Here is a 16,745-nt window from a genome sequence, read left to right on the forward strand (position 1 = left end):
GTTAAGAGGCATACGACCCTGTACAGCTTAGTATTTTTAGAGTATTCACGATCAAAACACTGTCCATAGATGTTCACACAACAGACTGAGAGAATTAATTTTGCATCCGCTAAGAACACGCCGGATTATCCGGATTTCTTGGACATTCAGATCAAGTCTTTTCAAGATTTCTTTCAACTAGAGACTAAATCTGACGAAAGGGGTGACGAAGGTTTGTACAACACCTTCCAAGAAAACTTCCCGATTACGGACACCAGAAACCAGTTCGTACTTGAATTTTTAGATTATTTCATAGACCCACCTAGATACTCCATACAAGAATGTATCGAGCGTGGTTTGACTTACAGTGTACCGCTAAAGGCGCGACTTAAATTGTATTGTACCGATCCTGAGCATGAGGATTTTGAGACAATCGTACAAGACGTATACCTAGGTACCATACCTTATATGACCCCCAGCGGAACATTTGTTATAAATGGCGCCGAGAGGGTTGTTGTTTCTCAGTTACACCGTTCACCTGGTGTATTCTTTGGGCAATCGTTCCATGCTAACGGAACAAAATTATATTCCGCAAGGGTAATTCCATTCAAAGGTTCTTGGATAGAATTCGCTACAGATATCAACGGGGTTATGTACGCCTACATTGATAGAAAGAAAAAATTACCGGTAACTACCCTCTTCAGGGCTATTGGATTCGAAAGGGATAAAGATATTCTTGAAATTTTCGACCTTTCTGAAGAAGTGAAAGTTTCTAAAGCCGGATTGAAAAAAGTATTGGGCCGTAAATTGGCCGCCAGGGTATTGAACACTTGGCATGAAGATTTCGTTGATGAAGATACCGGTGAGGTAGTTTCTATCGAAAGAAACGAAATCATTTTAGATCGTGATACCGTTCTTGAAAAAGAACACATCGACGAAATATTGGACGCCGATGTAAAAACCATCCTTTTGCACAAAGAGAATAATGCACAGTCAGACTATGCAATTATTCACAATACATTGCAAAAAGACCCTACCAACTCTGAGAAAGAGGCAGTAGAACATATTTATCGTCAATTGAGAAATGCCGAGCCGCCCGATGAAGAAACGGCGAGAGGTATTATTGACAAATTGTTTTTCTCCGATCAACGTTACAACCTAGGTGAGGTCGGTCGGTACAGAATGAACAAGAAATTGGGTCTTGATATCGGAATGGATAAGCAAGTGCTTACCAAAGAAGATATCATTACTATCATTAAATATTTGATCGAGCTTATCAATTCAAAAGCTGAAATCGATGATATCGATCACTTGTCAAACCGTCGTGTTAGAACTGTAGGTGAACAACTTTCTTCTCAGTTCGGTGTTGGTTTGGCTCGTATGGCACGTACTATTCGTGAACGTATGAACGTTCGTGACAATGAGGTGTTTACACCGATTGACTTGATTAACGCAAAGACTTTGTCTTCAGTTATCAACTCTTTCTTTGGTACCAACCAGTTATCTCAGTTTATGGATCAAACCAATCCATTGGCAGAGATTACACATAAAAGACGTTTATCTGCACTAGGGCCAGGTGGACTTTCTAGGGAAAGAGCAGGTTTCGAGGTTCGAGACGTTCACTACACGCATTACGGTAGACTTTGTCCGATTGAGACACCTGAAGGTCCGAACATTGGTTTGATATCTTCATTGTCTGTGTTTTCTAAGGTCAACCCAATGGGCTTCTTGGAAACCCCATATAGAAAAGTTGAAGATGGTAAGGTAGATACAGGCGAGTATACTTACTTGAGTGCTGAAGAAGAAGAGGGAATGAAAATTGCGCAAGCGAACATTCCTTTGAAAGAAGACGGAACCATCGATACCGATAAAGTAATCGCCCGTGAAGAAGGCGATTTCCCGGTTGTGGATCCCGTAGAGGTAAATTACACCGATGTGGCACCTAATCAGATTGCTTCGATATCGGCATCGTTAATTCCTTTCTTGGAGCACGATGATGCGAACCGTGCATTGATGGGATCGAACATGATGCGTCAAGCGGTACCATTATTGCGCCCCGATTCGCCTATAGTAGGTACGGGTCTTGAACGTCAAGTTGCTTCTGATTCTAGGGTGTTGATAAATGCTGAAGGCGAAGGAACCGTTGAATACGTTGATGCTAAAAAGATTACTGTTAAGTACGACAGAACTGAAGATGAGCGTTTGATCAGTTTCGACGATGATTCAAAAACCTATGAATTGGTTAAGTTTAGAAAAACCAACCAAGGTACTAGCATTAACCTGAAGCCTATTGTAAGAAGAGGTGATAGAGTTAAAAAAGGTCAGGTACTTTGTGAGGGTTACGCAACCGAAAAAGGTGAATTGGCTCTTGGTAGAAACCTTACCGTAGCTTTCATGCCATGGAAGGGTTACAACTTTGAGGATGCAATCGTAATTTCTGAGAAAGTGGTTAGAGAGGATATTTTCACCTCCATCCACGTAGATGAATATTCACTTGAAGTAAGAGATACCAAATTGGGCGCTGAAGAGTTGACCCATGATATTCCTAACGTTTCGGAAGAGGCCACCAAAGACCTTGATGAAAACGGAATGATCCGTATTGGTGCAGAAGTTAAACCAGGTGATATTTTGATTGGTAAGATTACGCCAAAAGGTGAATCAGACCCAACACCTGAAGAAAAACTTCTAAGAGCTATTTTCGGTGATAAGGCCGGAGATGTAAAAGATGCTTCTTTGAAAGCTTCACCTTCATTAAGAGGTGTGGTCATCGATAAAAAATTGTTCTCAAGATCGGTTAAGGATAAACGTAAGAGATCAGAGGATAAAGAAGAATTGAACAAATTAGAATTGGAATACGAAGTAAAATTCCAAGAGCTAAAAGATGTTCTTATCGATAAACTTTTCACCTTGGTGAATGGTAAAACTTCGCAAGGTGTTCTTAATGATTTGGGAGAAGAAGTATTGCCAAAAGGTAAGAAGTACACTCTTAAAATGTTAAATGCCGTTGATGATTTCGCCCACTTGGTAGGCGGAAGTTGGACTACGGATAAAGATACCAATACATCAGTAGCTGATTTATTACACAACTACAAGATTAAGTTGAACGATCTTCAAGGAAATCTAAGAAGAGATAAGTTTACTATCTCAGTTGGTGATGAACTACCTGCTGGAATCATGAAATTGGCTAAAGTTTATATTGCCAAGAAGCGTAAGCTTAAGGTTGGTGATAAAATGGCGGGTCGTCACGGTAATAAAGGTATCGTGTCTCGAATCGTACGTCAAGAAGATATGCCTTTCTTGGAAGATGGTACTCCAGTAGATATCGTATTGAACCCATTAGGTGTACCTTCACGTATGAACATTGGTCAGATTTATGAAACGGTATTAGGTTGGGCAGGTCTTAAGTTGGGCAAAAAGTTTGCCACTCCAATTTTTGACGGTGCTTCTCTTGACGAGATCAATAAATATACCGATGATGCCGGTATTCCTAGATTTGGTCACACTTACTTGTTTGATGGTGGTACGGGACAGCGTTTCGACCAGCCTGCTACTGTAGGTGTTATCTATATGCTGAAATTAGGCCACATGGTAGATGATAAGATGCACGCACGTTCAATCGGTCCTTACTCATTGATTACACAGCAACCATTGGGTGGTAAAGCTCAATTCGGTGGCCAGCGATTTGGTGAGATGGAGGTTTGGGCATTGGAAGCTTATGGTGCCTCTGCCACACTTCGTGAGATATTGACCGTTAAGTCTGATGATGTTGTCGGAAGGGCCAAGACTTACGAATCTATCGTTAAGGGTGAGACCATGCCAGAACCCGGTTTACCGGAATCTTTCAACGTATTGATGCACGAGCTTAAAGGTTTGGGCTTAGATATTAGATTGGAAGAATAGTTTTAACATACATTATAATATAGTAGCATAATACATTATGGCTAGAATTAAAGATAATAATCCAGTAAAAAGGTTTAACCAGATTTCTATCGGTTTAGCTTCTCCTGAAGCTATTTTGGCAGAATCGCGTGGTGAGGTGTTAAAACCGGAAACCATTAACTACCGTACCCATAAACCGGAACGGGATGGGCTCTTTTGCGAACGTATTTTCGGACCCGTAAAGGATTATGAGTGTGCTTGTGGTAAGTACAAAAGAATTCGCTACCGCGGTATCGTATGTGACCGTTGTGGTGTTGAAGTTACAGAGAAGAAAGTTCGTAGAGATAGGGTAGGGCACATCAACTTGGTGGTTCCTGTTGCCCACATCTGGTATTTCCGTTCGTTGCCAAACAAAATTGGTTACCTACTAGGTTTGCCATCCAAGAAATTGGATATGATTATCTATTACGAGCGTTATGTGGTTATTCAACCAGGTATTGCCAAAGGTCCTGAAGGGGAAGAAATCAAGAAAATGGATTTCTTGACCGAAGAAGAATATTTGACCATTCTTGAATCGATTCCTGTTGAGAACCAATATTTAGAAGAATCAGACCCTAACAAATTCATCGCTAAGATGGGTGCCGAGTGTTTGATCGATCTTTTGGCAAGAATCGATTTGAAAGAACTTTCATATCAATTACGTCACAAGGCTAATACTGAAACTTCAAAACAGCGTAAGACAGAAGCACTTAAAAGACTTCAAGTAGTAGAAGCTTTACGTGAATCTCAGGATAATAGGGAGAACAATCCGGAGTGGATGATTATGAAAGTAATTCCGGTTATTCCACCAGAATTGCGACCATTGGTGCCATTAGATGGTGGTCGTTTCGCCACATCTGATTTGAACGATCTTTATAGAAGGGTAATTATACGTAATAACCGTTTGAAGAGGTTGGTAGAAATCAAGGCTCCTGAGGTAATCTTGAGAAATGAGAAGCGTATGCTTCAAGAAGCAGTTGATTCCTTGTTCGACAACACAAGAAAGGCTTCAGCTGTAAAAACTGAGTCGAATAGGCCATTAAAATCACTTTCAGATTCATTAAAAGGTAAGCAAGGTCGTTTCCGTCAGAACCTTCTAGGTAAGCGTGTTGATTACTCTGCACGTTCGGTTATCGTCGTTGGGCCTGAAATGAAATTGTTCGAGTGTGGACTTCCAAAAGACATGGCTGCTGAGCTTTATAAGCCTTTTGTTATCAGAAAACTGATAGAAAGAGGTATTGTAAAGACCGTAAAATCGGCCAAAAAGATTATTGATAAGAAAGAACCAGTTGTTTGGGATATCTTGGAGAACGTTTTAAAAGGGCATCCTGTGCTTCTTAACCGTGCTCCTACGCTTCACCGATTAGGTATTCAAGCATTCCAGCCAAAATTGATCGAGGGTAAAGCGATTAGACTGCACCCATTGGTTTGTACGGCATTTAATGCGGATTTCGACGGTGACCAAATGGCGGTACACTTACCTCTTGGGCCAGAGGCTATTCTTGAGGCTCAGTTATTAATGTTGGCTTCGCATAACATTCTTAACCCAGCTAACGGTTCACCAATTACGGTACCATCTCAGGATATGGTTTTGGGTCTATACTATATGACCAAAGAAAGAAAATCGACTCCTGAAGTGCCTATTAAAGGTGAGGGCTTAACTTTTTACTCTGCAGAGGAAGTTGAGATTGCTTTCAATGAAGGTAAAGTAAGCTTGAATGCCGGTATCAAGGTAAGAGCTAAAGACTTTAATGAAGAAGGTCAGTTAGTGTATCAAATTATACCGACAACTGTTGGTAGGGTATTGTTCAATATGGAAGTACCTGAACAAGCTGGTTACATTAACGACGTATTGAACAAAAAATCGCTAAGAGATATTATCGGTAAGATTTTAAGTGTTACCGATGTACCTACAACAGCAGATTTCTTAGATAAGATCAAGACCATGGGTTATGACTTCGCTTTCAAGGGCGGATTGTCTTTTAGTCTTGGTGATATTATTATTCCTGCTGAGAAGCATGATATGATTGGCGAGGCCAATGAGCAAGTAGACGGCATTATGGCCAACTACAACATGGGTCTTATTACCAATAATGAACGTTACAATCAGGTAATCGACGTTTGGACCTCTACCAACGCAATGCTTACCGAATTGGCAATGAAGCGAATTCGTGAAGATCAGCAAGGGTTCAACTCAGTTTATATGATGTTGGATTCTGGTGCAAGGGGGTCTAAAGAGCAGATTCGTCAGTTGACAGGTATGCGTGGTCTGATGGCCAAGCCGAAAAAATCTACAGCTGGTGGTGGTGAGATTATCGAAAACCCGATTCTTTCGAACTTTAAGGAAGGTCTTTCGATTCTTGAATACTTTATTTCTACTCACGGTGCTCGTAAGGGTCTTGCGGATACCGCTCTTAAAACTGCGGATGCGGGTTACTTAACACGTCGTCTGGTTGATGTATCGCAAGATGTAATCATCAATACAGAAGATTGTGGTACTCTTCGCGGTATCGAGGTAGAGGCCTTGAAGAAGAACGAAGAGGTAGTTGAGTCTCTTGGAGAGCGTATTTTGGGTAGGGTTTCCCTGCACGACGTATACGACCCTCTTACAGAGGAGCTACTATTGCGTGCCGGTCAAGAAATCATGGAGTCCGATCTTAAGAAGATTGAAAACTCTCCAATCGAGAAGATTGAGGTGCGCTCGGCTTTGACTTGTGAGGCTGCTAAAGGTATCTGTGCTAAATGTTATGGTAGAAACCTGTCTACCAATAAAATGGTTCAAAGAGGTGAGGCTGTAGGTGTTGTTGCCGCACAATCAATCGGTGAGCCAGGTACACAGTTGACCTTGCGTACTTTCCACGTGGGTGGTATTGCAGGTAACATTTCTGAAGATAACAAGTTGATTGCCAAATTTAATGGTAGGGCAGAAATTGAAGACTTGAGAACAGTTACTGGTGTTGATTCTGAAGGTAACCCTGCAGAGATAGTTATTTCGCGAACTACAGAGATAAAGATTGTTGACGCTAAGACAGGTATTACCCTTAGTACAAATAACATTCCTTATGGTTCTCTTCTAATGGTGAAAGATGGTGCCGAAATTAAAAAAGGTGACATAGTCTGTACTTGGGATCCCTATAACGGTGTTATTGTATCTGAATTCCCTGGTAACATAGCCTATGAGAATATTGAGCAAGGTGTTACTTACCAAGTGGAAATTGATGAACAAACAGGTTTCCAAGAGAAGGTAATTTCTGAATCTAGAAACAAGAAGTTGATTCCGACCCTTCTTATTCAAAATGCTAAGGGTGAAACTTTACGTTCTTATAACCTACCTGTAGGTTCTCACATTATGGTTGATGACGGTGATGAGATTAAAGAAGGTAAGACTCTGGTTAAAATTCCTCGTAAATCTGCTAAGGCAGGTGATATCACGGGTGGTCTTCCAAGGGTTACCGAGCTTTTCGAAGCAAGAAACCCTTCTAACCCAGCAGTTGTTTCCGAAATTGACGGTGTTGTTTCATTCGGAAAAATCAAAAGAGGTAACCGTGAGATTATCATAGAATCGAAATTGGGAGAAATCAAGAAATACTTGGTTAAACTTTCCAACCAGATCTTGGTTCAGGAAAATGACTATGTGAGAGCGGGTATGCCGTTATCGGATGGTTCTATAACTCCTGAGGATATCTTGGCCATCAAAGGTCCGTCTGCCGTTCAACAATACTTGGTGAACGAAGTACAGGAAGTTTACCGACTTCAGGGTGTGAAAATCAATGACAAACACTTTGAGGTTGTTGTAAGACAAATGATGCGTAAAGTGAGAATTCAGGATCCGGGTGATACTATTTTCTTAGAGAACCAATTGGTTCATAAAGATGATTTCATCAACGAGAACGATGAAATTTATGGCAAGAAAGTAGTTGTTGATAAAGGAGATTCTGATAACCTTAAAGAAGGACAGATTATCACAGCACGAGAGTTACGTGATGAAAACTCTATCTTAAAACGTGCCGATAAAGAATTGGTTCAGGCTAAAGACGCGGTTGCGGCTACAGCTACACCGATACTTCAAGGTATTACTAGAGCTTCATTGCAGACCAAGTCATTCATCTCTGCTGCGTCTTTCCAAGAAACCACGAAAGTATTGAACGAAGCTGCCGTTAGTGGTAAAATCGATACTTTAGAAGGTCTTAAGGAGAATGTTATTGTGGGTCATAAGATTCCTGCTGGTACAGGTATGCGTGACTACGAGAACATAATCGTAGGATCTAAAGAAGAGTATGATGAAATCATGGCTCGTAAAGAAGCCTTGAAATTCTAAATATTATTTAAAAGAGCCAGATATTGAATATCTGGCTCTTTTTTTATTAAAATGTTTTATGGCCGATAACGATAAACAAAAGCAAATCAATATAGAGCTTGATGAAAAGACTGCCGAGGGAACTTATTCGAATTTGGCAATCATCAACCATTCTGTTTCAGAATTTGTAGTAGATTTTATTAGTATTATGCCTGGTGCTCCTAAGGCGAAGGTTAAAAGTCGAATCGTTTTGACCCCGCAGCACGCCAAGAAGTTTTTAAAGGCCTTAAGCGATAACGTGTCAAGGTTTGAGAAAGCCCATGGTACTATAAAAGATTATGAGCAACCTCCCATACCCATTAATTTTGGGCCCACAGGAGAAGCATAAAAAAAGCCCGCTATTTCAGCGGGCTTTTTTATTTACGATTTTTTCAATCAAATTCAGAAACGAAATGGAACTTGACAGAAGGATATTTCTGTTGAGTCATTTGCAAAGAGAACTGCGAATCGGCCAAGAAAACGAGTTGGCCTTTTTTATCTTTTGCTAGAAACTTTTGTTTAACCCTTTTAAACTCTTTAAATTCTTCATTTTTCGGGTCGGCAGGCTCTACCCAGCAGGCTTTAAACACCGGAAAGTTCTCATAACTGCACTTGGCCCCATATTCATGCTCTAAACGGTATTGAATAACTTCAAATTGAAGGGCGCCCACGGTACCTATGACTTTTCTTCCGTTCAATTCCAAGGTGAAAAGTTGCGCGACACCCTCATCCATCAATTGGTCAATTCCTTTATTCAATTGCTTGGCCTTCATCGGGTCGGCGTTGTTGATATACCTAAAGTGCTCTGGTGAAAAGCTGGGTATACCACGATAATGAAGCTCTTCGCCTTCCGTAAGGGTATCACCTATTTTGAAATTCCCAGTATCATGAAGACCAACAATATCCCCAGGGTACGAAATATCTACAATCTCTTTTTTCTCAGCAAAAAAGGCATTAGGACTCGAGAATTTCAAATTTTTATTTTGTCTTACATGCAGGTAAGGTTTGTTTCTTTCGAAAGTACCCGAAACAATTTTAACAAATGCCAACCGGTCACGGTGTTTCGGATCCATATTAGCGTGAATTTTGAAGACAAAGCCGGACATTGTTTTTTCATTGGCCTCTACCGTTCTTTCTTCTGCGGTTTTAGAACGTGGGGAGGGAGCTATCTCAATAAAGCAATCCAACAATTCACGAACTCCGAAATTATTCAAGGCAGAACCGAAAAAGACAGGTTGTTGTATACCTTTTAAATAGTCTTCTTTATTAAAATCTGGATAAACCCCGTTGACCAATTCAAGGTTGTCTCTTAGCTCTTCGGCCGCTTTATTACCGATGATTTTTTCCAGTTGGGGGCTGTTGACATCGTCAAATGCAATAGTTTCCTCAATATTCTTTTTACTATCACCACTGAATAGGTTGATATTCTTTTCATAGATGTTATAAATGCCCTTAAAGTCAAACCCCATGCCTATGGGGAAACTCAGAGGTGTAACCGACAGACCCAATTTTTGCTCAAGTTCATCTAACAAATCAAATGCATCTTTTCCTTCACGATCCAGTTTATTGATGAAGACAATCATCGGTATGTTGCGCATACGGCAAACTTCCACCAGCTTTTCTGTCTGCTCCTCAACACCTTTGGCCACGTCTACAACGACAATTACACTGTCAACTGCCGTGAGCGTTCTAAAGGTATCCTCGGCAAAATCTTTGTGACCCGGGGTATCTAGAATGTTTATTTTTTTATCCTTATAAATAAAGGCCAAAACCGAAGTAGCCACCGAAATACCCCTCTGTCTTTCAATTTCCATGAAATCACTGGTAGCAGACTTCTTTATTTTATTATTTTTTACTGCGCCCGCTTCCTGAATGGCGCCACCGAACAAGAGTAATTTTTCGGTTAATGTGGTCTTACCAGCATCGGGGTGCGAAATAATTCCGAACGTTCTTCTTTTTTGAATCTCTTCTTTAAAACTCATGAGGAAAATTTGCGCAAAAATACGGTTAATTAAATAAAAAAATGCGGCAACCTATTTGTTGGTTAAATGGCTCTTTTTGTATGGATTAGAAACTTACTTAGGTTTCATCTTTATCTGTGAAATCTAACAATTCGACTGATGAGTCTTTTTACCTATAGTCCATTTTGTCGATTAAATCGTAGATTCAAAGAGCGATGAAATGCTGGGGTATTGCTCTTTAACGAGTAAACATGTTGTTAAAAGATGAAACCTTGGATATCAATTCAAAACAATTTGATGATCTGATTTTTAACTATATCTTGCATCAACAAATAGAAAGAATCCCAAATTCTTACCTACTCTAGACTTGCTCGCCATGGTGCTTAGTTGAATTGAAACTAAACATTTATGGAAAAAACTACCCCTTTAGCGCTACTTATAAACATATCGAAGCGTTTTATCTTAAATCTTACTTTACCTGTTTTGGCAGTGGCTTTTTTCCAAGTCTCTTTATATGCCGAATACCGAAATCCAAATTTAGATACCACCAATGCATTTGAAGATGTAGTGGCCAATGAAACTTATGATGGCTGCCCTTTATTGGAAAAAAGGGAATTACGAACTTCTGATTTTGGTTTTGCCGACGGGGTAACCGACGGAAGCTTGAATGCAACCAATGTTGACCTAAGCTCTAAATGGGGGCTGCCAGCAGGAAGCATATTGGTAACCGTAGAAGGTGCAAGCTCAAAGAGTACGCTACAACTTTTCGAAGTGAACAAAGATCTTCCTGCAACATTTCGTTTTAGCGGCTCGGTGCCAGTGATGTTGGTTGCAGAACATTCGGCTAGGGTAGATGCCAATCATAGAGATGGTATTGTTGCATTGGACAATACCCCTTATATTCAGACCACCTCTTTGCCTGCTGGTATCATTGCCGGTCAGAACGGGACCGATTACTATGTTGAGAACACTACTTCTTCTGCCATCTACGGCCCCGATAGGTTTGCTTGGGAATCTCAGTCACCTGTAACTGATATTCAGTTTTATACAACATCAGATTTTCCAATCAATGGTATACGTGTTTGGGTGATACCTGTGGCGTGTGTCGATACCGATGGCGATGGGGTGAACGATAATGTTGATCTTGATGATGATAATGACGGTATACTCGATACGGTAGAAGATCTAAATATTGATGGTGATAACGACCCTCTTACCAACCCATACGATTCAGATGGCGACGGTTACCCGAACCATTTAGATATTGATTCTGACAACGATGGTATTCCTGACAATGTGGAGGCACAAACCACAGACGGCTATATCGCTCCCAACAACGATGATGCGCAGACCTATGCCGATAACAGTGGTGTAAATTCTGCATATCCTAGTGGTTTAACACCTGTTAATACTGATGGAAGCGATGTTGAAGATTATTTGGATGATGATAGTGATAATGATTCGGTGCCAGATGATAATGAAGGCAATGACTTCAATTTCGACGGCATTCCTAATCAAGTTGCTACGGGATTAGATTCTGATGGAGATGGTTTAGACGACGCTTTTGAAGGAAACGATGTGAATGACGGATTTGATGTAAACGACGAAATTGATGATCCGGCAAATGACTTACCTGATACTGATGGTACAGGTGATGTGAATTACCGTGATTTTGATGATGATGGCGATGATATCGATACGCCCGATGAAGATGCAAACAATGATGGCGACCCAACCAATGATGATACCGATGAAGACGGTACACCCGATTATTTAGATCCTAACGCTGACCCGGATAAAGATACCGATGGAGACGGAGTGCCAGATGTTACCGATTTAGATGATGATAACGACGGTATTTTAGATACAGAGGAAGACCCTAACCTTGATGGAGACGATGACCCATTAACTAACCCTTTGGATTCTGATAACGATGGTTACCCGAACCATTTAGATATTGATTCTGATAATGATGGTATTCCGGATAACGTCGAGGCACAAACAACCGATGGTTACATAGCTCCCAATGAAGACGATGAGGCAACCTATTTAGAGAACGATGGGTTGAACTCAGCTTACCCAGAAGGTTTGACTCCAGTTGATACCGATACCGATGGTACACAAGACTATACCGATTTAGATAGTGACAATGATTTGGTGCCAGATAACAATGAAGGCAATGACTTCAATTTTGACGGACAACCAGACCAAACTTTTACTGGTGTAGATACTGATGGCGATGGATTGGATGATGGTTATGAAGGAAGCGATGTCAACGATGGTTTCGATGTAAACGACGAAATTGATGATCCGGCCAACGACTTACCGGATACTGACAGCACTGAAGATGTCAATTATCGCGATTTCGATGATGATGGTGATGGTGTCGATACGCCCGATGAAGATGCTGACGAGGATGGTGACCCGACAAATGATGATACCGATGAAGATGATACTCCCGATTATTTAGATCCGGATAGTGGTACCACACCAGATACAGATACTGACGGTGATGGGGTTCCTGATAGTGTTGATTTAGATGACGACAATGACGGAATTCTCGATACAGTTGAAGATCCTAACTGGGATGGTGATAATGATCCGAATACCGAACCTTGGGACACTGATAATGACGGGTATCCTAATCATTTGGACATCGACTCTGATAATGATGGTATACCCGATAATGTCGAAGCTCAAACAACCGATGGGTACATTCCGCCCAATGACGACGATGAAGCTACCTATGCCGAAAATGACGGTTTAAATTCTGCTTATCCCAACGGTCTTACACCTGTAAATACCGATGGAGGCGATACCGAAGATTACAGAGATTTAGATAGTGACAATGATATGGTGCCCGATAATAATGAGGGTAACGATTTCGACTTTGATGGTCAGCCCGACCAAACCTTTACAGGGGTCGATACAGATGGTGATGGTCTGGATGACGGTTACGAGGGAAGCGATGTAAATGATGGCTTTGATGTAAATGATGAAATAGATGATCCAGCGAATGATTTACCGGATACCGATGGTACCGAAGATGTTAATTATCGAGATTTTGACGATGATGGCGATGGTATTGATACCCCTAACGAAGATTTGAACAATGACGGTGACCCTACCAATGACGACGGCGATAATGATGGTACACCATCTTATCTAGACCCAGATGAATCGGTTGAAATTGTCGTGATGCAAATGGTAACCCCAAATGGCGATGGTAAAAACGAGTTTTTATGGATCGAGAATGTAGATAAGGCACTCAACAATTCACTTAGAATCTTTAATCGATGGGGGGTTGAAGTATATCAAGGTGAAGATTACAATAATCAGAACAATGTATTTGATGGTCGTTCAAAAGGTCGTAGCACGGTAAGCGTCGGTGACTATCTGCCAGCCGGGGTATATTTTTATATCTTTGATTACAACACTGAAGATAACCGTAGTGTAACTGACAGAGGCTATATTTACATAAGCAAATAATCTACTAAGACCATATGGTAATTAAAAAGAGTCTTTTAGCTTCCCTTTTCTTAATACTTATTTTTTGGAATGAAAGTAGTGCGCAGCAAGATGCGCAGTACACCCAATATATGTACAATACTATGAGCGTTAACCCCGCCTATGCTGGTTCTAGGGGCCAATTAAGTGTCGCGGCACTTTATCGCTCTCAGTGGGTGGGTGTTGACGGGGCACCTGAAACATGGACACTCAATCTGCATTCTCCCATCAGAAATAGTAAGGTGGGGTATGGTCTATCGATTGTCAATGATAAAATTGGCGATGGTACCATTCAAGAAACCTATATAGACGCTTTGGTATCTTATACGATTGATGTTTCCCTAAAAGGTAAAATGTCTTTCGGGCTTAAATTAGGAGGTAATATGCTTAATCTTGATTTTGAGCAGTTACGTCAACGGCCCGGTTTTGAAGAAGCTACGAATACCGATAATATAGAGAACCGTTTTTCTCCCAACTTTGGGTTGGGTCTTTACTATCATACCGATAAATTTTATGCAGGTTTGTCCGCACCTAATTTATTGGAAACCGAGCATTTCGACGACGCATCGAACGACGCCAATGATGTTGATTTTCTATCACAAGACAGAATTAATTTTTACCTAATTACCGGGTACGTTTTTGATTTGAACGATAATGTAAAAATGAAACCGGCATTGTTGACCAAAATGGTCGGGGGTGCACCGTTGCAGGTCGATATTTCAACAAGTTTTCTTTTCTCCGAAAAATTTTCTCTTGGAGCGGCTTACAGGTGGGACGCTGCCGTTAGCGGCTTGGTCGGATTTCAGATAACAGACCAGATTCTGTTAGGTTTGGCATATGACTCAGAGACCACTTCTTTAGGAGATACGCAATTTAATAGTGGTTCTTTTGAGGTCTTTTTAAGATGGGAATTGGTAAAATCGTTTGAAAAACTAGTATCGCCCCGATTCTTCTAAACACGCAGCTTAGTATGATGAAAAAAATACAAATATTGTTGGTACTGCTACTAACTTCTGGCTCTATGGTATTCGCCCAAGATAAGCCTGATAGATTGGTGACTAAGGCCAATGCTAAATATGAGGAGTATTCGTTCAGACCGGCAATCGATATTTACAAGCGAGTGATTGACAGGGGGTATACTTCTGCTGACCTTTTGAAAAAATTAGGTAATGCCTACTACTTCAATGCCGATTATGAAGAGGCTGCGAATACGTATAAGAGGTTGGTAAAAGAGTATCCTGATGATGTAGCTCCAGAATATTATTTTAGATATGCCCAAACCCTCAAAACACTACAGGAATATAAAAGTTCGAATGAGGTGATGGCCATGTTTACGAACGCTACCTCCGACGATTTGCGGGCTTCCACTTATAAAGAAGAAAGAGATTACCTAAGCGAGATAAAAAAGAATTCTGGAAGATATAATGTAGCTCCTTTCAATTACAATTCACCTTACTCAGATTTTGCTCCCACTTTTTATAAAGAGGGACTTATTTTTTCATCGGATAGGGATACAGGCAACTTTGCACGGTACCGCCATACATGGAATAGCAAAGACTTCTTGGATTTATATAAGGTCAATGCCGATAGCGCCTCGAATAATCTGGTTGTAAAGTTAGGCGACCACGTAAATACAAGATTACATGAGTCGACCAGCACTACCGATAAAAACGGCGACGTGCTGTATTTTACTAGAAATAATTACAAAGAGGGTAAATACGTAAAAGATGGTAAGGGCATAGTTCGCTTAAAGATTTATAGGGCGACCAAAAATGAAGAAGGATTGTGGTCTAATATTGAAGCTCTTCCCTTTAATAGTGACGATTATTCGGTAGCACACCCTACATTAAGCAATGACGGTAGTACCTTGTATTTTGCATCCGATATGCCTGGTTCGCTAGGCGAATCTGATATTTTTAAAGTACAGGTAAATGATGACGATTCGTTTGGAGAACCAGAGAATCTAGGATCCACAATCAACACAGAGGCCCGCGAAACATTCCCTTTTATTACGAGCGAAGATATTCTTTACTTTTCGTCTGATGGGCACCCTGGCTTAGGTGGGCTTGATATTTTTGCGGCCAATGTTTCTGACGGTAGGTCAGATGGTGTTGTAATGAACATCGGAGAGCCGGTCAATGGCCGTATGGATGATTTTACTTTCATTTTTGATGAGAGCACCAGAAAAGGTTATTTCGCTTCTAATCGCTCAGAGGGCCTAGGCGCAGATGATATCTATACCTTTTTAGAAACCAAGGCTCTAGTTCTAGATTGTAGGCAAACCGTAACTGGTACCGTAAGAGACAAGATATCTAACGAAGTGTTGGTAGGTGCCACCGTTAAGGTCATTGATGAAGATAATAACGAGATTATGACATCAATTACCGATGCCGACGGTAAGTATACCTTAGAATTGGACTGTGATCAAGGGAATTTTGTAAGAGCAATGACCGAAGGTTACATACCTGCAGAAGAATATTTGGGCAAATCGGATGGTACACCGAAGACCATCAACTTCTTTTTAGAAAGAAACACAGTAAGTGCCGGCTTTGGCGATGACTTGGCGAAATTACTTCAACTGAGTACCATTTATTTTGATTTCGATAAATACAACATTCGAAAAGACTCAGAAATTGAAGTCGAAAAGGTAATTGCCGCTATGGAAAAATATCCAAGTTTGAAAATACAAGTCAACTCGCACACCGATAGTAGGGGCAAAGATTCCTATAACCTATGGTTATCGCAGAAGAGGGCAGAGTCAACTGTCAATTACATGATCAAAAAAGGTATAGCCAAAGAGAGGCTACAGAGCGAGGGATATGGAGAAACTAAATTACTTAACAATTGTGATGACGGTGTTTCTTGTACCGAAGAGGAACATCAGCTTAACCGCCGTTCAGAGTTTATCATAACAGAGTGAGACAATCTTCACGATACAGTAAAAGAGCGACCATTTAAGTCGCTCTTTTATTTTGTAACCTTCATGTCATCAATTGTTTATAGTTACACCTATACGAATAATTCTTTCACAACAAAATTTATAA

The 16,745-nt window shown here is 40.7% G+C and carries 7 protein-coding genes; 6 read left to right on the forward strand and 1 reads right to left on the reverse strand.

What is annotated here, in order from left to right:
• Positions 1-69: 69 nt before the first annotated feature.
• Genes rpoB through D1013_RS06500 form a run of 3 tightly spaced genes read left to right on the forward strand, consistent with a single transcriptional unit; the run spans position 70 to position 8,582 of the window.
• Complete coding sequence (gene rpoB / locus D1013_RS06490) at positions 70-3,879, forward strand: DNA-directed RNA polymerase subunit beta (protein ID WP_121848090.1); 3,810 nt, start codon at positions 70-72, stop codon at positions 3,877-3,879.
• A 37-nt stretch (positions 3,880-3,916) separates the two neighbouring features.
• Positions 3,917-8,215, forward strand: a complete 4,299-nt coding sequence (gene rpoC, locus D1013_RS06495; protein ID WP_121848091.1) for a DNA-directed RNA polymerase subunit beta' — start codon at positions 3,917-3,919, stop codon at positions 8,213-8,215.
• A 58-nt stretch (positions 8,216-8,273) separates the two neighbouring features.
• Complete coding sequence (locus D1013_RS06500) at positions 8,274-8,582, forward strand: DUF3467 domain-containing protein (RefSeq protein WP_121848092.1); 309 nt, start codon at positions 8,274-8,276, stop codon at positions 8,580-8,582.
• Positions 8,583-8,625: 43 nt separating this feature from the next.
• On the opposite strand, the gene D1013_RS06505 is transcribed toward D1013_RS06500, so the two are convergent.
• Positions 8,626-10,215, reverse strand: a complete 1,590-nt coding sequence (locus D1013_RS06505) for a peptide chain release factor 3 (RefSeq protein ID WP_121848093.1) — start codon at positions 10,213-10,215, stop codon at positions 8,626-8,628.
• A 387-nt stretch (positions 10,216-10,602) separates the two neighbouring features.
• Here D1013_RS06505 and D1013_RS06510 point away from each other — a divergent pair, with 387 nt between their 5' ends.
• Genes D1013_RS06510 through D1013_RS06520 form a run of 3 tightly spaced genes read left to right on the forward strand, consistent with a single transcriptional unit; the run spans position 10,603 to position 16,621 of the window.
• Positions 10,603-13,683, forward strand: a complete 3,081-nt coding sequence (locus tag D1013_RS06510) for a T9SS type B sorting domain-containing protein (protein ID WP_121848094.1) — start codon at positions 10,603-10,605, stop codon at positions 13,681-13,683.
• 14 nt (positions 13,684-13,697) lie between these two features.
• Complete coding sequence (locus D1013_RS06515; protein WP_121848095.1) at positions 13,698-14,657, forward strand: PorP/SprF family type IX secretion system membrane protein; 960 nt, start codon at positions 13,698-13,700, stop codon at positions 14,655-14,657.
• A gap of 14 nt (positions 14,658-14,671) precedes the next feature.
• A complete protein-coding gene (locus D1013_RS06520; RefSeq protein ID WP_121848096.1) occupies positions 14,672-16,621 on the forward strand; it encodes an OmpA family protein in 1,950 nt (649 codons plus the stop codon).
• The last annotated feature ends 124 nt before the right edge of the window (positions 16,622-16,745 follow it).

The organism is Euzebyella marina (assembly GCF_003687485.1).
In the GTDB taxonomy this organism is placed as follows: domain Bacteria; phylum Bacteroidota; class Bacteroidia; order Flavobacteriales; family Flavobacteriaceae; genus Euzebyella; species Euzebyella marina.